This is a genomic window from Legionella sp. 39-23, from assembly GCF_001897665.1.
Lineage (GTDB): Bacteria > Pseudomonadota > Gammaproteobacteria > Legionellales > Legionellaceae > Legionella > Legionella steelei.
The window spans coordinates 1-21,732 of the sequence record NZ_MKTO01000009.1; the positions used below are offsets into that span (position 1 = coordinate 1).

Consider the following 21,732-nt stretch of genomic DNA (forward strand, 5'->3'; position numbering starts at 1 on the left):
CATTTAGCAACCCTGCTCCTCTTAAGGGCAGCAAGGTTAGCTAGCAGGCGTAATAAAATCAATAGGTTGGGGCGTTTTTTGCCGCAAATCTACGATCGATTGGAATCAATATCTGATCCGAGTATCACAACATATAAAACAGCAGTAGCAACAGATGCCGATGATGTAGGCACGGAAGAAAAAAGGAGCTCTGGGTTAGCTAATACCTAGGACCATAATGAACTTGAAGCAATAATCCATTTCACGGGAACTCGGGATCGCGCATTGCCTCTTGCTTAATAATTTATCGCCAGTTTTAACTTGAGTAGCACATATGGGATCAGGCCTTGAATTATGAATCAACTTTTAATTGAAAATTCACAATTCAAGGCCTGACCCTCTAAGTCTATAAACCGAGTTATTTTAAACCACCTTGTTCCATAGCTTCTGGAATTAATTTAGCCCAAAGAGAACTATGGCAATAATGATTGCTCAAGAGAGTTCGGGAATAATGAAATGACCGTCAACTAAAGAGAAGTTAGGGCTAAAAATTGAATGATGAGATCTGGTAATTGCATGAAAAATAAAAAAATATTAGTATCCTAACTAAAGAAAGTTACCTAAGATCTCTAATAAAGGATAAGCAGTGCCACAATACCCTATTTCTCCTGAAGTATATGAACAGTCTATTCCACAAATTGTAACTACCAAAACTATTGTTTTGGATTTTTTGGAAAAGGCTGATATTCCTGAAGAATCAACTATCATGGATGTCTGTTGTGGTACTGGTAGTTTAGCTGGTTTTCTTGGAAATCATTTACCAAGTTACCGCATTGTAGGGTTAGATAATGCAGAGAACATGATTGAGTTCGCTAAAGAGAAATATTCAAAGAACAATGTTTCTTTTCAGGTCGAGGATCTTACTTCATTTAATCCGTCCCTCAAAAATTCAGCAGATTTAATAATATGCTCCTGGGCTGTATCACATATTCCCATGGAGCAACAAAAAACTTTTACTAATAATCTTTATCAGTATCTTAAAAATGAAGGTCAATTAATTGTTCTCTTCCCAGTAATGGGTTCGACATTGTCTTCAGTAATTCAAAAAACTGTAAAATCAGAAAAATGGAATAATATATTTACTAAGTTAGATAACAAGCGGGTTACATTTACAGTCGATCAATATGATAAGATGTTAAGAGAGGTTAACTTTATGGATTGTAAGGTTGATCTTTGTTCTAAAGAAATAATTTTTAAAAATCAGAGTGAATTACGTTTTTTTATTATAACATCACTTGCACGTTACTTGCCTTATATACCAGAGCCTGAGCTACGTGAAGAATTTATTAATGATATAACAAATAATTATCAAGAGGCGATGCCTAATCTTTCTTACACTGTTACCATTTTATCAGCTGTTGCAAAACGTACTGCCCTTAATTTGCTGCTACAGAAAAGAGGCTCATTTAGCTCTGACTCCAACCACTGTCGAGAAGAAGATATAACTTCCTCCTTATATTCCAAGCTTAATTAAATTCATTGATTAGGGCGTCAAGGGTTGGTGTTGATTCAAAGTAATCCCATGCTCGTAACTGGCCTTCAGCTGAAAAGGAAATGTCCTCATTGGCGGCAGAACAATCGAGCAGCGTGATGCAACGCTGCGCGCACTACAATCATTCAATCAACATGAGCGCGTAAACCTTAAGGACTGATTTGCTCAATAAAATTTTAGATTAAATTACACAAGATAAATTCAACAGATCAAAGGGGAGTTTGATGAAAGAAAAAAGACAATACAAGAAGTATATTTTTGATTTTATTTTAGCGATTTACCAATGTATTAATCTACTTACTCAAGTTCACTCTTTTTTTCGAAAGGGCATAAGATCGGCAAAAAATAGAAAAGTAATCTACTATTTATTTTTTTTTCTATCTCTTGAACCTGGCAGTGCATCATACGCCCATGTTTCATTACTCCCTGAATTGGAAATTCAATTACAGTCTGATGCAAATACTGCAATTCCTTGTAATCAAGGACTGGGAAACTGTATGGTAACCATTGCACAAAACTCTTCTTGCTTGTCGCGGCCTGGTTCTATAACAATTACCAATACTTCAAGAGTAGTAGCACAAAATATTAGTACATTTTCTAATGACGCAAATTTCTTGACTTATGTGGTGCAAAATAATGGATGCCCGCCTCGCTTATATCCGGGAGCAAGTTGCACTATATCTTTTCACACCAATACTGGAGTAACCTTTTTAATACCCAATGTGGCCGTTAAAGGAAGTAATACCTCAGCAAGATTCTTTGATATGCAAGCCATTATTTGCAGTCCTCCGAGCGCATCAATTAGTGCATCTCCTTCCTCATTAGATATGACAACCGTTGGTCCGGAAAGTATACAAAACATCTATGTGATAAACAGTTCCTCCTCACCTGTCAATGCTGAAAATATAAAGGCTAATTTAAATGGAGCTGGCGGGGCTATCAGTGCGAGTTATGCTAATTGCAGCTTGGTTGCTCCGGGAAGTACTTGCACGATTACATTGACTGCACATAATGTATTACCTACCACTTCTATTGAAATACAAGGCAATAATACTAATTTAGTGTCTGTTAGCTTATCCGTTGTGTCGCCGACAGTTTCACTTTCTGTACCTTCAACGGCAATAATTCCTGTCAATGATCCAACAGGAGTTGACATTACTGTAGCTAATTTGACACCGAATACAATAACTAATGTAGGTGTGGATTTATCATCTACAGGATGGACCGGAGTTACAAGTACAACTTGTCCTGTGCTTGCAGGAAATGGAACGTGTACAGTAAAAATTACATCAAATACAGTACAGCCCTATTTGGCTCAAGGAGGAATAATTTTCACCGGCGATGGTCCAAATATATCAAACCCAATTGCCTTGGCTTTTTCCATCTATGGCTACTTGGTATTTTCTATTCCGGATAGCTCTACCGCTTATGTAGTAGATAATAATGATGCTTCTGGTTCACCTGTTGTTTGGAGTTCAGACGGAACTGGAGGTACTAATCCCGATTTTACGAGTATTTGGGGCGTAGCCGAAAACTCAACCAGTTTAGCCCCTTTTCCTAATGCAACAGAACCATCAGGGCAAACTGCTACTCAATACCCTGGACAGCAAAATTGTAACGGAGGTACTGATGGAGTGTGCAACTCACAAAATATTTTTATTTATTACAATAGCTTTAGTAGCAGTGCACCAGTTTCAACCAATTATTATGCAGCAGGTCTATGTCACCAAATCACTGCTGATAATAGTGGAACTGTATCTGAGGGCACTTGGTATTTGCCTGCAATTTGTCAATTAGGTCCGGATGAAGTAGGCAGGGGTTCAGGTTGCACTTCAAGTATGGAAAATATAGCAACCAATCTATTTTTACTGGGCTTTGTTTCTAATTTAGCAACCAATCAATTGTATTGGAGCTCAACGGAGGCTTCGAATGCTCCAATGAACGCTGCCTGGTATCAGGAGTTTCGGCCAGGGCCGGTTTCTGAACCTTTTCCTAACGTTAAATCTGGAGTATTTGCTGTTCGCTGTGTACGGGCTGTTAACTACTAATAGATGATTGTCGGGCCAAGGGCCTGAGGGATCGACTCATTTTTTTAAGGAGCATAAACATGCTCCTTAAAAATTAACTCCCAGTTAATATCGAGGTTTATTTTTTTTCTAATAATCTGACATCCGAGATAGAAGAAGGACAAGACACGTCGATGTTTATAAGAGTTTGCTTGAAAATCATAATGCAACTTTAATTGCTCTGCAGCGGCCCCGGTGAGCCAAGCGATGAGACCGGCTAAAGCAGCAAGCATTAGCCAAACAACATAACGTTCTTTTTTTTAGTGATGTTTTTATCGAAACTAAAACCAAACTGAGTAGACTTTGTGTCTCTAAAATTTTCTTCAATAACCATTCTTCGTTTATATTTAATACGTACAATATCAGGATTGTCCTTAACTTCTTTTAAGGAAGTAACAAGAAACCAAGGTTCTTTCCATGCAGCACTGTGTTTTTTAGAGTCTTTTCCTTGATCGCGTTTTTTCGTTTTGGTCATTTTATGACGTCCTTTAGGTGTTCCTTTATAAAGAACCCTGAACTTTCGGGAAGCGTGCGTGACTAAAGACAGAGTGTTTGTTTAGCCTATAGCCTCAATGATTTGTGACTTTACAGCAAATAAGCGTGGATTGATTATTTTCCCCAATTAACCTATTGATTTTATTACAACTGCTAGTTACCCTTGCTGCTCCCAAGTGGAGCATGGTTACTAAATGACACCAGCAAAAGACTTACCAATGGTCATTGAAAAATCGCAAGATGAGATTGAGCAAATTATTGCATCGGTGCACTCCTCAAACTTATCTGAGGGAACAAAACTTTTTGTCATTGGGTGTATTAACCTGGCTTCTTGGATTCCCAAGGCATTGGTCGAGCATAAAATCACTGTATCCAATCTAAAGCGTCTTATCTTTGGCAAAGGGGATAAGGCTACGAAACAACAAGACAACTCTCTAAAAAAAGAACAGAATAACACCGCTCCAGAAGAGCCCGTACCCAGCACATCAAATGATGAGAGCCATGAGCCAAAAGTTTCCAAAGGACATGGAAGACTACCACATACAGCCTACAACAATGCAGTCGAACACCATATTACTTTGGAGCAGCTAAGCGCAGGCCAACTTTGCCCATTTGACTGCGGTGGTAGGCTTTATCGCATTGCCCCTGTAATTATCGTTAACATCAAGGGACAGAATCTGGCATCGATTGATAAATACTGGGTTGAGAAGCTACGATGCGCTTTATGCAATGAGCTCTTTAGTGCCGATATTCCCACCCATGTCCACAAAGAAAAATATCATCCAAGTTTTAAAGCCATACTAGCCTTACAAAAGTACTACATGGCTATGCCATTTCATCGACAAGAATATTTTCAATCGCTCATTGGCTTTCCCATTCCATCCTCTACCCAATGGCAACTCATGGAAGAACTAGCCGGTTGTGCGTTATTGATATTCCCTGCATTAGAGGAAATGGCCGCCAATGGTTCTTTAATTCACAATGATGATACCGTTCTTAGAATCGTTGATGCGATTCGTCACAACAGATTAAATCCCGATAAGAAACGCAGAGGCATGTTCACAACGGGAATACTGGCCCACAATGGTAACCATAGAATTGCTCTGTTTTATAACAGCCAACGCCACTCTGGTGAAAACATGGAGCGATTGCTCCATAAACGCAATAGAAATAATGGTAAGGTCATCCAAATGTGTGATGCGCTAAGTCATAACATCCCAGAGACTCATGACACCATTGTGTGCAACTGCTAGTCCCATGGCTTTCGATTCCTTTTAAAATAGATGAGGAATCGAAACAACTTGGATATGATGAACAACAGCGTCTGGTCTACCACCAGAAGCACAGCTTGCCCGCAATGCTTGAGGCTAGAGAATACATGGAGCATCTTTTGTCGTCCAAACAAGTAGAGCCCAATGAATCCTTGGGCAAAGCTATCAAATACATGCTTAAGAATTGGGAAAAACTCATCCGTTTTTTAAAAATCCCAGGAGCTCCTATCCATAACAACGACATGGAGCGCGGTTTAAAAATCCCTATCAGAGGCCGAAATACCTGGTTGTTTTACAAAACCGGATACGGCGCTATGGAAGGAGGTGTACTCACCAGCATCATTTATACCTGTGAGTTATCCGGCATCAATCCCTTTGAATACCTGATTACACTCCAGGTTTATAAAAACCAAATTGTTAAAGAACCTAAAGCCTGGCTTCCCTGGAATTACGAAAACACTTTGGCTTTACTAGAATCAACACGAGCAGCATGAGAAACACTTAACCAGTCTTCAGGTAATCCCGCTTTGACTGGATGACCTTGTGCCAATAAAATCATTAACTCGCAGGCACGAAGGCTTACCGAAGGATTACTTCCAGTTGGCCACCAAGCGAGCTTACCTCGACTAAAACGCTTTTGACATAACCAAAATCCACTGGCATCATATACTAAGAGCTTTATCGACGTGTGCATACGATTGGTAAAGACAAATACAATTCCACTGAATGGATCATTGAATAGCTTTTGCTTGCACAACGCTTTTAAGCCATCGATACCCTTTCTAAAATCAACCGGTTCAATGGCCAATAATATCCGATGTTGAGAACTTATCTGAAGCATCGTTACCCCAAGAAATCCAGCATGAGCTTTGATACCATATTCATAGGTACTGCATTGATTTTTAGTGTACTTCCACAGGGACGAAGAAGTTCAAAAGTACAAAGATTACCTTTATTGGATAAAAACGCTGAGTCAGATGTCAAAGGCATTCTCTCTACCTCAACAAAGTGTAATTCATCATTAACTAATGGTAGTAATTTTTTCCTGATTTGGACTGGGCTGATGCCCAGATGAGTGCCGATTTTTGAAGGGGTATAATCACTTAATAGTTCTTTGACTTGCTCCCATAACGCATCAGGGATTTGTCCTCGCTTTGTTCGTGTCGCTCGCCAATGTCTAAATGCTTGTTTCACAGAGTCTAATTTATTGCTGCCATTTATCATAAAGTCGCCTCTTAAAATCATTGAGGTTATAGGCTAAACAATAGACCTGGCTCAGTCACGCAGACTTGCCGAAAACTCAGGGTATAACGGCATTGACTATGGATTTGGAAAAAAACAAAGCAAGTGATGTAAAAAAAACGAGAGGAAAAATAAGTCGAGAGAACCCTGAAGAAGAGCTTTAAAAGCTAATTAAAATATCTTCGCGGTAAATCAATACCTCGTCGATGCAATTTTAAAGTGTATATATTTTCACGGCAAAAAGAATAACGAACTAGATAAGCGATTAATACAGTGAGTGTTAGAGGTAAAATAAAATGATAATTTCTCATCATTTCACAAGTTAATATCACGGATGTAATCAATGCACCCGTAGTACTTCCTAACATTGCTGCCATACCGATTAAGGTAAACAAAACTGGGTCTACAACAAATGTTGGAACAAAGTAATTAATCATAAGAGCGAAAGCGCTTCCTAAAGTTGCTCCTATAAATAAGGAAGGTGAAAATATTCCTCCAGATGCACCTGAGCCCAGCGTCAAACAGGTTGCCAATAATTTAGTTACAACCAAAAATAGTAACAGCCATAGATTGAGGATCTGATTATTAAGGCAGTCTTGAATTGTTGCAAATCCTATTCCTTCAATATAGTAATGACCGAATAAATACATTGATAAATACATGAAAAAGCCAACAATTAGCATCCCAGTCATATGACGTAGAAACACATTTTTAAAGTGACTATTAAAAAAATCCTCGAAGTAATAAACGCTGCGAATGAGCAAAATTGAAATGATTCCTACAAGCATCCCAAAAGAAACAAATAAAAGTAGGTTAGATAACGTCAGGTTACTGTTTATTTGATTTACTAATGGAGTAGAAAAAATCGGTTTTACATCAATCAATAAATATTCAATGCAAAGAGCAAAAGATGTCGCAATAATAATGAGCGCTATGCTTAAAACTGAAATAGTCTCTAACATAAATTCACTGGCGAATACAATTCCAGCGAAGGGTGCATCAAATATTACAGCGGTACAAGCAGCTACGCCCGCTGCCATGAGTATTTTTCTTTGTTGTCTGGATAAATGAAGCAAATTACTGATGATGGAGCTTGATAAAGCGCCAATTTGAAAAACAGGACCTTCACGTCCTACTGAACCACCAGTACTTATCGTCAAAGCAGATGCTATTATCTTAGCCAAAGATACTGAAGGTTGAATTTTTCCATCTTGGCAAAATATAGCGTTTAAAATTTCTGGAACTCCAAGCCCACTCTGTCCAGGAGCAAATTTTTTGATAAGCCAAATAACCATGATGCTGCCAACTATAGGTACAAAAATAACTCCTATTCCCCATATGCTGGCTGATGTATGAAGATTTTCATTATAAATAAAACTGAAATGACCTAAAAAAGCGACATTATGGATAAGAGCGACTAAAGTACGAAATAATATTGCTCCTAATCCACCTAAAATACCCAAAATGATTGCAAACACGACCATTTTAATAGGATGTAATGATTCGTGTTGACTGTATTTTTTTATTTTTGATTTAATTGGTTTCAACTATGTTCCAAGTATGTTTCGCAATCATATATTCTTCATTTGTTGGGATGACGCTGACCCTAATTTTACTTTCATTATCACTAATAATAACCGAATTCATTTCATTAGCTTGATCATTAATTTTAATGCCCAACCAACTAAGTTGTTCGCAGATTTTTTTGCGGATAATTGCTGCATTTTCACCAATTCCTGCAGTAAATACCAATGCATCACATCCTTTGAGTGCGGTAGATAAAGAGCCCACTTCAAGTGCAGCTCGATAACAAAATAAATCAATGGCTTCTTGTGCATTGACATCAGAGTTTGCTAATAGCTCACGTACATCATTACTGATGCCGGAGACTCCTAGTAAACCGGATTCTTTATAAAGTAAATGTTCCATTTCTTTGGGAGAATATTTTTTTTCTTGGATCAGGTATAAAATAACGCCAGGATCGATGCGTCCGCAGCGAGTTCCCATCATCAATCCATCCAATGCGGTAAATCCCATCGAGGTGGCAACACTTTGGCATTGATACATAGCACACATACTCGCGCCATTACCTAAATGAGCCACTATGACGCGTTTATTTCCAGTCTCACCCATATGTTGTGTCATGACGGAGGCAATGTATTCATAAGAAATTCCATGAAACCCATAACGAAGTACCCCTTCATCAGTTAACTTTCTTGGAATAGCAAAAAGGGTTGCCAGTTTTTCTTGAGTACGATGAAATGTGGTATCAAAGCATGCGACTTGGGGCAATTTAGGGTAAATCGTTTTGATGATTCTGATGGCTTCCAGATTATGTGGTTGATGCAAGGGGGCTAATGGATTCAAACTAGTCATAGTTTTCATGGCTTCATCAGTCACTAATGTGGGATGAAAGAAATACATCCCTCCATGTACTACTCGATGTCCTACTGCTGTTAAAGTCATGGAATTGGATAGTTGCTCAAACCAGTCAAAAAATGATTTTAGTCCTGCTTCATGTCCTTGGGATACAATCTTCTGTTTGAAAATATGCGCATGGGTTGCATTAAGTATCGTTAAATAAGGCGACTCAAAAAGACCTTCAATCTCACCATGATAAAGCAAATTGAGTTTTTGCTGACAAGCAAACAGTGAAAATTTAATGCTCGAAGAGCCTGAATTAATCACTAAGATGACTTTATGCATTTAATTGTTCCTTATGACGCACATAAGCTAAAGCCAGTGCACAAGACGCTTTACGTGAGATATCATCACTTCCACGGCTGGTTAAAATAATAGGGATTTTTGCACCCATCACGATACCAGCAGCTTCCATGCCAGACAGATAAGTCATTTCTTTATAGAGCATATTGCCTGATTCAATATCAGGTACAATGATAATGTCAGCATCGCCAGCGACATTTGATCTAATCCCTTTTTCACGTGCGGCTTCAATAGAAATGGCATTATCAAATGCAAGTGGCCCATCTACAATGGCGCCCGTTATCTCATCTCGGTCAGCCATTTTACTTAATGCGGCAGCATCGAGGGTGGATTGCATTTTTTCATTGACCGTTTCAACAGCACAAACAATGGCAACTTTTGGGGTACCAAAACCTAAAGTCCGAAACAAATCAATTGCATTTTGAGTAATGTCCTTTTTTTCTTGTAAATTAGGTTGAATATTAAGTGCTGCATCAGAGAGAAATAAAGGTTTGGAATAATTAGGAGCCTCTACATAAAAGACATGACTCATCCTTCGTCCAGTAAGCAACCCAGTTTCTTTATGTACAACGGGCCCCATCAATTCATCGGTGTGGATTTTTCCCTTCATTAGAGCTTCTACTTTACATTCTCGTGCAAGCTGCACTGCAACCTCAGCAGCCTCCTGACTATGTTGGGTTGGAATAATTTCGTAGGCAGAAATATCCAGATTGGCTTCAATGGCAGCGGCCAGAATTTTATCTTTTGGACCAACCAGAATAGGGATGATGATGTTTTCTTTAGCTGCATCGATAGCCCCTTGTAAGGCGAGTTTATCGACTGGATGAACAACAGCGGTTTTAAGAGGGGCAAAGTGTTCTGTCAATTTAATTATATGTCTGTACCAAGCACCTTTAGGTTCCTTAAAAAGAACCTTCGGTAATTCAACCCGTTCTCTTTTTACTTTTAGTGTTGGGGCAATAACCGTGGCAATACCACTGATTACTGTTTTATCGTGTTGATTCACGCAGTTGCACTCCAAATCAACGATATGGTTTTTAGGATTTTTATCAGTCACGGTAACGATAACAGTGACCGCATCACCTGGTACCACGGGAGCAGTAAATTTAAGTGTTTGATCTAAATAAATGGTGCCAGGGCCTGGGAGCTCTGTACCAAGCACCGTTGATATGAGTGATGCGCCCCACATCCCTTGGGCGATGATCTTATGGAACATATCATCTTTGGCGTATTCAGCGTCCACATGGGCTGGATTTACGTCACCTGACATGATGGAAAAAAGTTCAATATCCTTTGGGGTGAGTGTGCGTTTAAGGTGCGCTGAATCACCGATTTTAAGTTCATCAAATGTTTTATTTTCGATAAAAGACATGTTTGTGCTCCTTATCCCATAATGGAGTAACCTGAGTCAACATAATAGACCTGTCCTGTCATATCCATAGAGGCATCACTTACTAGAAATGCTGCTAAGTTGCCGACATTTTTAATATCAACCAAACGGTGCAATGGGGATCGTTCTTCTTCTGCTTTAATGTATTCATAAAAATTAGGAATACCCGATGCGGCACGTGTTTGAATAGGTCCTGGAGAAATCGCGTTTACTCTTATATTAATAGGCCCTAATTCATAAGCCAGATATCTTACTGATGCTTCTAATGCTGCTTTGACTACACCCATTAAGTTATAATTGAGCACGACTTTCTGGCTGCCATAATAGCTCATAGTCAAGATACTACCACCGTTCTTCATCAAGGGTGCAGCGTATTTCGACAGTCGAATTAAGGAGTGACAGGAGATATCCATAGCCTCCAGGAATCCCTCTTTGGTGCATTCAACCAGTTTATCATCTAAGTCAGTTTTAGGAGCAAAAGCCATAGAGTGCAACATGAAATCCAGCTTCCCCCATTTTTTTTCAATCGCAGCAAATAATGCAATAATTTCTTCTTCTTGCTGTACATCACAAGGAAGAATAAGGGGGGATTTTAATTGTAAGGCCAGAGGACGAACGTAAGGTTCTGCTTTGGAATTAAGAAAAGTTATTGCTAATTCGGCATTGGCCAGACGAAATTGTTCTGCACATCCATAGGCAATACTATGCTCATTGGCGATTCCAGTCACTAGGCCTTGTTTATTATTCAGATCGATTATCATCATAATATCCTTTTATTCATTACGAATGCTTTTTCCAAATTCAAGCTTTAACAGGATCAAGAATCCGATAGGCAAGCAGTTTCACACGGTCACTCAAGAGTGCCCATATCAGTGCATATCCCCAAACAAACCCAGCCCAACCCCAACCAAGAGGTGGCATAAGAAATCCGTAGACTGCAATGAATGTTGCTATTATTTGGGTACCAATTACTGCAAACAGCAAAATCTTTGCGGGGCGTATAGACCAGAACGGGCCTCGTGTGCGGGTAAGAAAGATCGTCAGATGCCCAGCCACTGATAGCATTAAATACATCATCGGCTGAAGATGTTGGTGATCGAGATGGAAAACGCGGTCGCCCAGGTAAAACAGTCCAAACGATGCTATGGGGCCGATAGTGCCCAGAACTGTGGCAATTCCCAGCACTAGACGCATATTCCAAGCCTCTGGCTCATTTTTATAATGCACATTATCGTATGCAATCGATAAGATGGCGCCATCATTGAGTAAGGCCAGCATCACAATCATTACCGCAGTTATTGGATAAAAATTAAAGATTAGGATAGCCAATGTCATAAACAAGAGCACTCGCAAGGTCTCAGCAATACGATAGATCGCATAACTGTTCATGCGCTGGAAAATTTTCCGGCTCTCCTTAATTGCGTCTATTATGACTGAGAGACCTGGCGTCATTAACACAATCGATGCAGCTGCTCGTGCTGCATCTGTAGCACCTGAAACAGCAATACCGCAATCCGCTTTCTTTAGAGCAGGAGCATCGTTTACGCCATCACCAGTCATACCCACAATGTGACCGAGTTTTTGCAAAATCGTCATAATACGGAATTTATGTTCGGGGAACACTTGAGCAAAACCATCGGCATGTTCAATGGATTCTGATAATTTAACTGACACTTTTTCTTTAGGGGTATCAAAACCGCTGGCATCGAAAATATTGGTGTCCATGCCTAATTTCTTGGCAGTTTCCGCAGCAATTGCCAATTGATCGCCTGTTACCATCTTAACTTTCACACCCATCTGGTTTGCAGTCGCAATGGTTGTCTTGGCATCTTCTCGTGGTGGATCGAATAGAGGCAACACACCAAGAAATTGCCATTGTCCCTCTTTATCAGCTCGCGCCACACCCAAAGAACGAAAGCCTCGAGCTGCGAATTCATTGACTGCTTTATCTACTTCGGGTTCAACTTTTTTCGCATTAATTGACAATGCCAAGATTACCTGTGGAGCACCTTTAGTTACTTTAAATTCTTTCCCATCTGAGGACTTAACAGTGGTTTCAGTCCGTTTGTGTACTGGATCAAAGGGTTGAAAATGAAGAATCTGGTATTCTTTCAAGACTTCAACATTGTTAAGACCTGCAAGAACCGCCAGATCAATCGTGTCATTATCATCCGCACGTGAAGCAAGGGCCGCGTTGAGTATCAAGTTTTCAACTGTAATATTATTAACGCCAAATGGTTCACCTAAAGTGAGCTTATTTTGGGTAAGCGTTCCGGTTTTATCGGCACAGAGTACATCCACTCCAGCTAATTCCTCTACGGCGGCTAACCGCGTTACCACTGCTTCTTTTTTAGCGAGAAGACGTGCTCCGACTGCCATGGTCACAGACAACACTGTAGGCATTGCTACAGGAATTGCGGCAACAGTGAGCACCAAGGCAAATTGCAATGTAGTTAAAACTGGATCACCCCGATAAATTGCAACAGTAATGATTGTTCCTACTAGAACCAATGCAAAAGCAATCAAATAATTGCCAATTTTTAACACCGCGCGTTGGAAGTGACTGACGGTGTGTGCCTCCTCCACTAATTGTGCTGTCTTACCAAAATAGGTGTTCGTTCCAGTGGCATACACCAGTGCTTCGATTTCTCCTTGACGAATAATCGAGCCAGAAAATACAGCCTCGCCTGATTTGCGAGTGACGGGTAATGATTCTCCAGTGAGTGTGGACTGATCCACCTCTATAGGATCACCTTCTAACAAGCGTGCATCGGCAGGTATAATGTCGCCTAAACGCAGAAGAATCATATCGCCAGGAACCAGCTCACCTGCTGGTGTGTTGATCCACTTTCCATCACGTTTCACGCGTGCTTTGAGTGCTAATTTGGCCTTCAGCGCCGCAATGGCATTACCTGCTGCGTGTTCCTCCCAGAATCCAACCAAAGCGTTGGATATAAGCAAAATGAGAATGATGAAAAAATCTGGCCAATGTCGAACTACTCCTGATAGGATCACCGCAATTTCGATCATCCATGGGATAGGACCCCAAAAATAAGAAAGGAATTTCAGGATGGGATTTTCTTCTTTTTCTTCTATTTGATTCGGCCCATATTGGGCCAGCCGCTTTTGTGCTTCTTGATGATTTAAGCCGTCCTTAGATGTTTCTAATAGTCTCTCCACTTCTGGCAGAGGCAGAGTTTGTAAATCATCTTGCATATCAATTTTCGATCCCAGGGTTGATTTGGAATCTTTGGGGTGGCCTATACTGAGTTTCATAATGAGAACTCTCCCTTATTTGCTAGCTCAGGTTTAAAAAATCACTAACCAGACACATCCTTTATGCATCACTTTTGAAAAACATAGGTTCCTGGTGCATCACATATAACTTTATACCCTTTTTTTGAGTTTCCTAATGAAGGGGGTAACACTTTATTACCCGAATGACTGGCGAGCCAATCTTGCCATGCAGGCCACCAGGAACCATCATTATGTGATGCTGTTTCTTGCCAAAGCTCTGGAGAAATGTACTTCTCACCTTTTTTATGCGTCATGAGTTGATAGCTTCGCCCTGGATGACCTGGTTCATTTACAACCCCTGAATTATGGCCTCCATTTGTTAATACAAAGGTGATGTCAGTATCAGTAAAGAGGTGAATTTTGTATACGGATTTCCAGGGTGCAACGTGGTCTCTTAAGGCACTTACTGCAAAAACAGGACAGTCAATATCTTCTAAAGATAGTGCCATGCCATCAATGCTGTAATGTCCTTCAACCAGATCATTATTTAAAAATAATTTTCTCAAATATTCTGAATGCATGGTGTACGGTAAACGTGTGGTATCGTAATCCCAAGCCATAAGATCGTTAACCGGTCTTCTTTTTCCCAATTGATAATCAAGAACATTTTTAGACCAAATGAGATCTACAGATTGCAGCATACTGAATGTTCCTGCCATTTGCGATCCATCTAAATAGCCTTTCTCCGACATAATGTCTTCAAGATAAGCTATTTGACTTTCATCGATAAAAAGCATGAGTTCACCTGCATCCTTAAAATCGATTTGAGCTGCAAATAGGGTAATGGTCTTTAGTTGGTCTAGTTTTCTTTTTGCTAATAAAGTTGCTGCAAGCATTAACATCGTTCCACCAAGACAATATCCCACTGAATGAATTTTTTGTTTTGGTACAATATGATTGATGGTTTCGATAGCATCCAATACGCCGAGATTAATATAATCTTCCATACTCAAATTTCTATCTTTGCTATCGGGATTTCTCCAGGAAATGGTAAATACAGTATGCCCATGATCGACTAAATACTTGACCATGGAGTTATTGGGAGAAAGATCTAGAATGTAATATTTCATAATGCATGCAGGTACGATTAAAATAGGCTCTGCATAAACCTTGGTGGTTGTTGGTTTATATTGAATCAGTTCGATTAAATGATTTCGATAAACTACTTTTCCTGGGGTAATTGCAACATTTTTTCCGACTTTGAATTCTTCTGAACCCACTGGAGGTTGTTTATTGATAATACGAGAAACATCTTCAATCCAATTATTGAATCCATTAACAAAATTCATTCCTGATTCATTAGTTGTTGCCTCAATGACTTCGGGATTGGTGACAGGAAAATTGGATGGTGCAAATATATCGAGTATTTGTCTTGTTATAAAATTCATAAGATTTTGATGATGTTTTGAAACGCCGCGAATATTTGTTGTGGCCTTATCCCAAGCTTGCTCAGTCATTAAAAATAATTGCGAATACAGTGCAAATGGAAATTGATTCCACAAGTCATTTTGAAATCGATGATCGGATTCTCGTAACGTCACGCAGGGTTCACCTTCCTGATTGCGGCAAATATTCAATAAATAGAACAATAATTGCAAATTATTAGTTGAATTATTGTTCATCAGTTCCAAGCGTTTATCAGGAGAGAGTGTTAAATGGGTTAACCAGTCATAGTAAGAGGATAGAAAAGTAGATGGTGATAGCCATCCCGAAAAATGACTTAACCAGGCGTGTAATGGTTTGTCTAAACCAAATGTTTGAGAAGCCTCAGTATCATTTAATTGGTTATTATTTTGCTCCTGTTTGTTTCTTGGTTCTTTCAAAATCATCTCCATTTACTAAAGCAGAAAAAACGTATAATTCCCTGTTTTATCCAGTGTTATAATTTTATTGATAAGCAAGATTTAGAGGAAGATCTTTTAACCTCAATTTAAACCTTAAACTCATTATCAATTGTAAATTTGATTATTCATCTATTATAGTAGAACAGTTAAAAAGCGAACAATTAGCCAAAAAACAATCTAAACCAGTAGCACATTAAAACATACAAGGAGTGTTGTTTCTGGAGCGAAAGACCGAGGAGGTACAGGCGGAATAGGGACAGCAATTTGCAAGCGTTTAGCAGCAAACTATCAAGTAATTGCTCGCTATTTCAAGGATGGCAGACATGAAGAAGCAAAACGATGGCAAATGGCTCTGAAAGAAGAGGGGTATGATATTGAGCTTGCTTATGCTGACATTGCTCACTTTGCGGATTGAGAAAAACTGGTTTCCCTCGTTATGGGGCGTTTTGGGCATATCGACGTGTTGGTAAACAATGCAGGTATTACCCAAGCCAGAAGAAGTAGCTGATGCGGTAGAGTTTTTGGCAGCTATTGAGAGAGGGTTTATTACTGGTGCTAACCTGGATATTAATGGCGGTTAATATCTGTAGCAATATCCTCATGGGCTTTTCTGATTATTTGACATTGGATTGATGCACTTCTAATCTAGTATTGTGCAGTGCATTATAAGGAAATTAAAATGAATAATCTATTTGAGCAATGGAACCAAGGGTATAAACTTTTTCAACTGATGCCCCCATTAAATAGTAAAATTCTGGAGAGTTTCACCATTGGAACAAGCCCAAGATTTCTTGCAAATTTAGATGAGCTAGACCAATTTTTCCGCATTTTTACTGATAAAGACCAAGAGAGTTTTCCTTATCTAAAATCCGAGATGGCGAATTTTGAAAATGCAGAAGAATTATTACAGAGACAGATGAACATATTGTTTGAGCTGGGTTACAACACATTAGATTACATGCAAAAGTCATTTCAAATTATGGAAAAAGAAATTCAACTTTTAGTGGAAATCACACAATCTAAGTCAGAAGAAAAGCGCTTATTTAACAAGGACCAGGAAAAAAGGCTATAGAAGAGTGACTCACTCTAGTGAGTACAAGCATCAACAGATGCTATAACTAAAGTTACTAAATCTATGAGTTTTGGCACTGATTTACATCTCACCATTCGCTGTACAATGAAGTAGGGCGAATTACTTTTTTCTAACCAAATGCAAAGATCTTCTAGCAGTCAATTTGAAAGTACCTTCAATCATAACCGCAATTAGGATCAATGCGGCCAAAAACCATAATTGGATTGGTTGAGTTTTTCCCACGTACCATACCAAACATCCCAGTGCAACAAAACAAAAAAAAGCGCCCAGAGCAGAAATCCAGGCACGGCTCTTTGTCTTACTAGCCAGAAGAACATTTGCACAATTTACTGCTGCAAAAATCAAAAGAAATCCGGAACTACCCATTAGCGATAAATTATCTAAATCTATCACGTTAGCAATAACTATGGTTAATCCTCCAGTAATGAGTAAACCAGAAATAGGTCTATTCCAAACTTTTTTCTCCAAAAACTGTGGTAATTCCCCGTCTTTGGCAATAATGAAGCTCAACCGTGCTGCACCATAAATAGTGGCATTAATTGCAGAAGCAGTCGACAACATTGCTGCCACAGCAATCAAAAAAAATCCACCAAAACCCAAAGCAGGGCGTGCTGCTTCAGCAAGTGCATAATCGCGGGCATGGATAATTGTTGTAATTGGTAGCGTTCCTACCGTTACGGTAGCGATTAAGACATACAGAATGATGACAAAAATAACTGAAGTATAAAAAGCTTTGGGTAAATTCTTATCGGGGTCGCGAATTTCATGAGCAGTGTTAGCAATCAATTCAAATCCTTCATAAGCAAGAAAAATAATCATTCCTCCTGAAATCAAATTTAACGGAGATGGCCAGGGCGATTGAGTCAATCGGCTAACTTCTATACCGCCAATCCCAGCAAATATAAAAAAAACCAGGATTATTATTTTTATCAAAACAATCCATTCTTCCGAGTCACCGATCACTCGCACGCTGAAAAAATTCAAAGCAGTGAGCAACACAATGCTCCCGGTAATCGCTAAATGTTTGCAATAAAAGTGTAAGGACATGGGCAACAAAGAAGCAGCATAACTACCGAAAGCATAAGAATAAAGAGAGAGCATGATAATGTAACTAATCCATAACAAAACATTTGCACTTCCCGTTAACAACCCAGAACCAAAAGCTTGGTCAAAAAAATAAACGGTGCCACCTTCACTAGGAAAGGTAACCGACAGACGTGAGTAGGAATAGGAAGTGAATAAGGCCACCATTCCAGCTACAAAAAACGCTAGTGGCGCTGCACCGCGAGCCAACTCCACTGATAAACCAAGAACAGCGAATATCCCACCGCCTACCATACCTCCAATACCAATGGCAGTGGCTTCAAGAAATCCAATCTTATTGTTTTGATTTTTTGACATTATTTGTCAACCTATTAATATAGAGCGGACTTGAGGTAAAAAAATTCAATAAATTTAATGATAAATGTCAGAAGGTAAATTAACAATTGTCTGTTATAAAATAAACTCCCTCATCCCCAAGTGGTGTATCATTAACCATAGAAACTACTGGTCTGAATGGATTGAGTTTTGAACGATGGTTTAACCATTTAGCTAATTTGCTGTGCTCATGGTTTTGACAAAATCGTCTTACTGTTTGATAGCAAGAGCCTTTTGCATGAATTTTTCATTTTTTATTTGTTTGATTTGGTGAATCTTTTGCGTGTGACTTGGCCGCCAACGAAATCCTTTACCAAGGAGTAGCCAGTTTTTAGACAAAGGAATTTCTGAGGTGGAGAGGGCATAAGTGGGCATCCCAATAATTGATGATGGTAGCATTTTACTCTTATTGCTTGCCATGCTCTATAGAGGCCTGGAATGGGTAGAGTAATGAATGCAGTTGTTCGGCATTAATTGGGTTTTGTTTGTTTAAGCGGTGGACTAGTTTCTGCCATACCAGGATGAGAGTTAAGTAAAAGAGTGCATGCAATACAATGAACCATGGATGAATTCCTGGTTTTTGCAGGTGGTTGATAACTTGGGTATTAATGAACCATGGGGCAAGAACAAGCAATACCGCTATTGGCAATAGAATTTGAAATATGCCTATAATGGTTGAACGGATGATGTAATTTTTTATCACAGGGAAGGCTCCAAATGAGAAAGACATTTCAATGGTTGGTTGAGTTTCTTGATGCTATTGTTGGTGTTACGGAAGAAAAACCTAATAATCGCTATATGAGTATTCATGAGGCTCGAGAAAAGTATGAGGCCGGTTTGATTAGTATTCGTGAGTTCAATGAAGTATTTGAACGCAATGAAATGTTTTAAAAACATTATAATGCTCCCTTGGAGGCGATTTTTAATCCTGTTTTGGCAACGTGCATTCCGGATTGAGTCATGTTTTCGCTATGTCGTTCAGAACCACTAATTAAATCCATTAACCCAGCTCCTGCTTCTCCACCAAGTGACTGGAGAGTTTGAGCAACAATACAGGTGCGACAAAATAAAACATCACTGCCATATTTTTCATGGCGGCAACTGCATCATTTTCACCTAATGGGTCTAGGACCGAACGTTCAATAAAGCATCTAAAACTTGCAGCATAATAGTATTAATCCTAGTATTTAATTGATATCTAAAATTAAATTTATAAAATGGATGAATACCAATTAATCTATATCAGCTCTTTAGATCCTGACTCTAATAGCTGTCAGTTCATGGATATTTTTGAAAAGATAAGTTCTCATTCCGTAGAGCTTAATCTCAGTGGCTTTTTATTACACTCAGAGCATACTTTTCTCCAGATCCTTGAAGGAGAAAGAAAAGATATTCTTAAGATGTTCAATTCCATCTCAAAATATACAATAAAGAGTGAGCACTTAATCCTATCTGAAAAGCCAATAAAAAAAAGAAACTTCCAAAGCTCTCTAATTCGTTTTAAACAGATTGAACAATCAGTATTTAATGATTTATATAGACTAAGTTTATTGGGGATCGCGAATTTCATAAAAAAAATAGTGGCTCTTGCAGAAGAACCAATCTCTGAAAAGCATGATCTGAATACAAAGAATAAAGAACAAAGTGAGAATCAAATACCGATTAATAGTAAATTTTTTCATTATTCGACAGAAGTTTCTTCGGATGAAGTTTTTTTGATGAACGATGAATCTCAAATCGTATATGTAAATAACGCGGCTTGTGAATCACTGGGTTATACAAGCGATGAATTGGTTGGAATGTCTGTATGGCAGTGGGATCCGCTGTTTCCGAGAGAGGTTTGGCCTACATTTTGGCGTGATTTTGTCGAAAAAAAGCAATTACATTTCGAAACGCAACATAAAAAAAAATCTGGAGAAGTTTTTCCAGTTGAAGTTCGTGCTCACTTATTTATCAAAAACAATGAAAATTATGCACTTGTATTTGTCAATGATATTACCTATCAAAAGAAAACGGAGTCTGAATTACTTGCTTATAAAATTCAGCTCGAACGACTAATTGAATCAAAAAACGAAGAATTAAAAAAATCATTTGAAATGTTACAACTTCATAAAGAATTGGTGGATATTCACAGTAGCATGTGCATCACGGATGCAAACGGAAAAATAACTTATGTTAACAATCTCTATTGTAAATTAAGTGGGTATACAAAAGACGAACTCATTGGACAGAACCACAGAATGCTGCAATCAGGTGTACATGATAAAAAATTTTATCAAAATCTGTATCAAACGATCGAGGCTGGTCATGTTTGGCGTGGCGAGTTATGTAATAAAAGAAAGGATGGAAAACTCTATTGGATTGATGCCACCATTGTTCCAAGACTTGATGCCAATAGAAAACCCATCGAATACTACTCAATTAGGACGGATATAACATCTCAAAAAAATACAGAAATGGAGTTAATGGAAAAAGCTGAGCAAGTTAGGACTATTTTAGAGTTAGCAGGGGATGGAATACACATACTGGATGAAAATGGTGATGTGATTGAATGCAATCAATCTTTTGCAGACTCTCTCGGTTATACCAAAGCAGAAGTGTTAAAACTCAATGTAAGAGACTGGGATGTTCTTATACCAGGTGATGAGATTGCATGCAAATTAAAAATATTATTGTACTCATCCGATACTTTCGAAACGAAGCATAAACGTAAGGATGACTCTATTATTGATGTTGAAATTAATGCAAAAGGCATCTCTTTAAAGGGAAGAAATTACATTTACGCCTCTTCCAGAGATATTTCAGATAGACTAAGAGAACAAAGAAAAATAAAAAGAATGGCTTCAACCGATCAACTGACTGGACTGGCTAATCGACATAAATTTGTTGAGTATTTTGAATGCAACCTTAATTTAGCACAGCGAGAAGAAGAAAAATTGGTTTTAATATTGGCAGATCTTAATAAATTTAAAGGAATCAATGACCAATATGGTCATCAGGCAGGAGATGAAGTGTTAAAGCACGTAGCAGATTTGTTTATTAAAAACTGCAGAAAATATGACCTGGCAGCCAGGATTGGTGGAGACGAATTTGCTGTATTGCTAATCCACTCTGATATATCTACAGCCATAAGATATGTTGAAAAAATCTTATTAGATTTGCAAAAATCACTGAAAATTTATGATAATGAAATCTTAATTGGATTAAGTTTCGGGATTGCTTTATATCCTGAGCATGCACAAACCATAAATGGCTTATTTAAAAAAGCAGATTTAGCACTTTATAATGCCAAAAACAAAGGTAATTCTGGATATTTCTATTAAGATACGTCACCGAGTGATTCCCTGTGAGTTTAATTTA

At 38.6% G+C, this 21,732-nt stretch carries 20 protein-coding genes and 3 pseudogenes; 9 read left to right on the forward strand and 14 right to left on the reverse strand.

All coding sequences use genetic code 11. The features are described 5' to 3' along the window. The 3 genes from BGO44_RS04450 to BGO44_RS04460 all read left to right on the forward strand — a co-directional run. Positions 1–210, forward strand: a 210-nt coding sequence (locus BGO44_RS04450) for a hypothetical protein (protein ID WP_286822666.1), incomplete at its 5' end; no start/stop codon positions are given. 415 nt (positions 211–625) lie between these two features. After that, positions 626–1,513, forward strand: a complete 888-nt coding sequence (locus tag BGO44_RS04455; protein ID WP_273198973.1) for a class I SAM-dependent methyltransferase — start codon at positions 626–628, stop codon at positions 1,511–1,513. 242 nt (positions 1,514–1,755) lie between these two features. Next, positions 1,756–3,579 (forward strand): Lcl C-terminal domain-containing protein, encoded by a 1,824-nt coding sequence (locus BGO44_RS04460; protein WP_273198972.1) that lies wholly within the window; start codon positions 1,756–1,758, stop codon positions 3,577–3,579. 44 nt (positions 3,580–3,623) lie between these two features. Here the strand turns inward: BGO44_RS04460 and BGO44_RS04465 are convergent, their stop codons facing one another. Continuing rightward, positions 3,624–3,830 (reverse strand): hypothetical protein, encoded by a 207-nt coding sequence (locus BGO44_RS04465; protein WP_273198971.1) that lies wholly within the window; start codon positions 3,828–3,830, stop codon positions 3,624–3,626. Continuing rightward, on the reverse strand, positions 3,830–4,072 hold the full coding sequence (locus BGO44_RS04470; RefSeq protein ID WP_273198969.1) for a hypothetical protein: 243 nt from the start codon (positions 4,070–4,072) through the stop codon (positions 3,830–3,832). Before BGO44_RS04470 ends, BGO44_RS04465 begins: the two co-directional genes overlap by 1 nt. 214 nt (positions 4,073–4,286) lie before the next feature. On the opposite strand from BGO44_RS04470, the gene BGO44_RS04475 reads away from it, so the two are divergent. Beyond that, the gene (locus tag BGO44_RS04475; RefSeq protein ID WP_273198967.1) at positions 4,287–5,345 is read left to right on the forward strand and encodes an IS66 family transposase; all 1,059 of its coding nucleotides are present in this window, start codon (positions 4,287–4,289) and stop codon (positions 5,343–5,345) included. Further along, positions 5,333–5,857, forward strand: coding sequence for an IS66 family transposase (locus BGO44_RS04480; RefSeq protein ID WP_273198966.1), 525 nt, complete (start codon positions 5,333–5,335; stop codon positions 5,855–5,857). Before BGO44_RS04475 ends, BGO44_RS04480 begins: the two co-directional genes overlap by 13 nt. On the opposite strand, the gene tnpB is transcribed toward BGO44_RS04480, so the two are convergent. From tnpB to BGO44_RS04520, 8 genes are all read right to left on the reverse strand, one after another. Next, the gene (gene tnpB / locus BGO44_RS04485; protein ID WP_273198964.1) at positions 5,812–6,204 is read right to left on the reverse strand and encodes an IS66 family insertion sequence element accessory protein TnpB; all 393 of its coding nucleotides are present in this window, start codon (positions 6,202–6,204) and stop codon (positions 5,812–5,814) included. The two genes, BGO44_RS04480 and tnpB, sit on opposite strands and share 46 nt — an antisense overlap. Before the next feature lie 2 nt (positions 6,205–6,206). Then, positions 6,207–6,587: a hypothetical protein gene (locus BGO44_RS04490; protein ID WP_273198963.1), complete on the reverse strand. Its 381-nt coding sequence runs from the start codon at positions 6,585–6,587 to the stop codon at positions 6,207–6,209. Positions 6,588–6,772: 185 nt separating this feature from the next. Then, positions 6,773–8,152 (reverse strand): chloride channel protein, encoded by a 1,380-nt coding sequence (locus BGO44_RS04495; RefSeq protein WP_058511954.1) that lies wholly within the window; start codon positions 8,150–8,152, stop codon positions 6,773–6,775. Beyond that, positions 8,139–9,311, reverse strand: a complete 1,173-nt coding sequence (locus BGO44_RS04500; RefSeq protein ID WP_273198962.1) for an acetate/propionate family kinase — start codon at positions 9,309–9,311, stop codon at positions 8,139–8,141. Before BGO44_RS04500 ends, BGO44_RS04495 begins: the two co-directional genes overlap by 14 nt. Continuing rightward, positions 9,304–10,701: a bifunctional enoyl-CoA hydratase/phosphate acetyltransferase gene (locus BGO44_RS04505; RefSeq protein WP_273198961.1), complete on the reverse strand. Its 1,398-nt coding sequence runs from the start codon at positions 10,699–10,701 to the stop codon at positions 9,304–9,306. The genes BGO44_RS04500 and BGO44_RS04505 overlap by 8 nt, the downstream gene beginning before the upstream one ends. A gap of 11 nt (positions 10,702–10,712) precedes the next feature. After that, complete coding sequence (gene fabI, locus BGO44_RS04510) at positions 10,713–11,480, reverse strand: enoyl-ACP reductase FabI (RefSeq protein ID WP_273199010.1); 768 nt, start codon at positions 11,478–11,480, stop codon at positions 10,713–10,715. A gap of 40 nt (positions 11,481–11,520) precedes the next feature. Beyond that, positions 11,521–13,995 carry a plasma-membrane proton-efflux P-type ATPase gene (locus BGO44_RS04515; RefSeq protein ID WP_273198960.1) on the reverse strand — a complete coding sequence of 825 codons (2,475 nt, stop codon included), beginning with the start codon at positions 13,993–13,995 and terminating at the stop codon, positions 11,521–11,523. Positions 13,996–14,063: 68 nt separating this feature from the next. Further along, positions 14,064–15,839: a PHA/PHB synthase family protein gene (locus BGO44_RS04520; protein ID WP_286822669.1), complete on the reverse strand. Its 1,776-nt coding sequence runs from the start codon at positions 15,837–15,839 to the stop codon at positions 14,064–14,066. A 271-nt stretch (positions 15,840–16,110) separates the two neighbouring features. On the opposite strand from BGO44_RS04520, the pseudogene BGO44_RS04525 reads away from it, so the two are divergent. Both BGO44_RS04525 and BGO44_RS04530 read left to right on the forward strand, forming a co-directional pair. After that, positions 16,111–16,350 (forward strand): annotated as a pseudogene (locus BGO44_RS04525) (SDR family NAD(P)-dependent oxidoreductase); the annotation flags it as partial. Between the two features lie 189 nt (positions 16,351–16,539). Continuing rightward, entirely contained in the window at positions 16,540–16,932 is a 393-nt protein-coding gene (locus tag BGO44_RS04530; RefSeq protein ID WP_273198958.1) for a hypothetical protein, read from the forward strand. A 120-nt stretch (positions 16,933–17,052) separates the two neighbouring features. Here the strand turns inward: BGO44_RS04530 and BGO44_RS04535 are convergent, their stop codons facing one another. The 3 genes and pseudogenes from BGO44_RS04535 to BGO44_RS04545 all read right to left on the reverse strand — a co-directional run bounded on the left by BGO44_RS04535 (position 17,053) and on the right by BGO44_RS04545 (position 19,075). After that, positions 17,053–18,354 (reverse strand): APC family permease, encoded by a 1,302-nt coding sequence (locus tag BGO44_RS04535; RefSeq protein WP_273198956.1) that lies wholly within the window; start codon positions 18,352–18,354, stop codon positions 17,053–17,055. Between the two features lie 115 nt (positions 18,355–18,469). Further along, positions 18,470–18,830: pseudogene (locus tag BGO44_RS04540) on the reverse strand (type IV conjugative transfer system coupling protein TraD); the annotation flags it as partial. Further along, positions 18,779–19,075: a hypothetical protein gene (locus BGO44_RS04545; protein ID WP_273198955.1), complete on the reverse strand. Its 297-nt coding sequence runs from the start codon at positions 19,073–19,075 to the stop codon at positions 18,779–18,781. The pseudogene BGO44_RS04540 and the gene BGO44_RS04545, both read right to left, overlap by 52 nt. Before the next feature lie 14 nt (positions 19,076–19,089). Here BGO44_RS04545 and BGO44_RS04550 point away from each other — a divergent pair, with 14 nt between their 5' ends. Further along, entirely contained in the window at positions 19,090–19,263 is a 174-nt protein-coding gene (locus BGO44_RS04550) for a hypothetical protein (RefSeq protein ID WP_193393435.1), read from the forward strand. A gap of 5 nt (positions 19,264–19,268) precedes the next feature. On the opposite strand, the pseudogene BGO44_RS04555 reads toward BGO44_RS04550, so the two are convergent. Further along, positions 19,269–19,519, reverse strand: a pseudogene (locus BGO44_RS04555) (conjugal transfer protein TraG); the annotation flags it as partial. 70 nt (positions 19,520–19,589) lie between these two features. Between BGO44_RS04555 and BGO44_RS04560 the strand changes: the two are divergent. Then, complete coding sequence (locus BGO44_RS04560; protein ID WP_273198954.1) at positions 19,590–21,695, forward strand: PAS domain S-box protein; 2,106 nt, start codon at positions 19,590–19,592, stop codon at positions 21,693–21,695. The last annotated feature ends 37 nt before the right edge of the window (positions 21,696–21,732 follow it).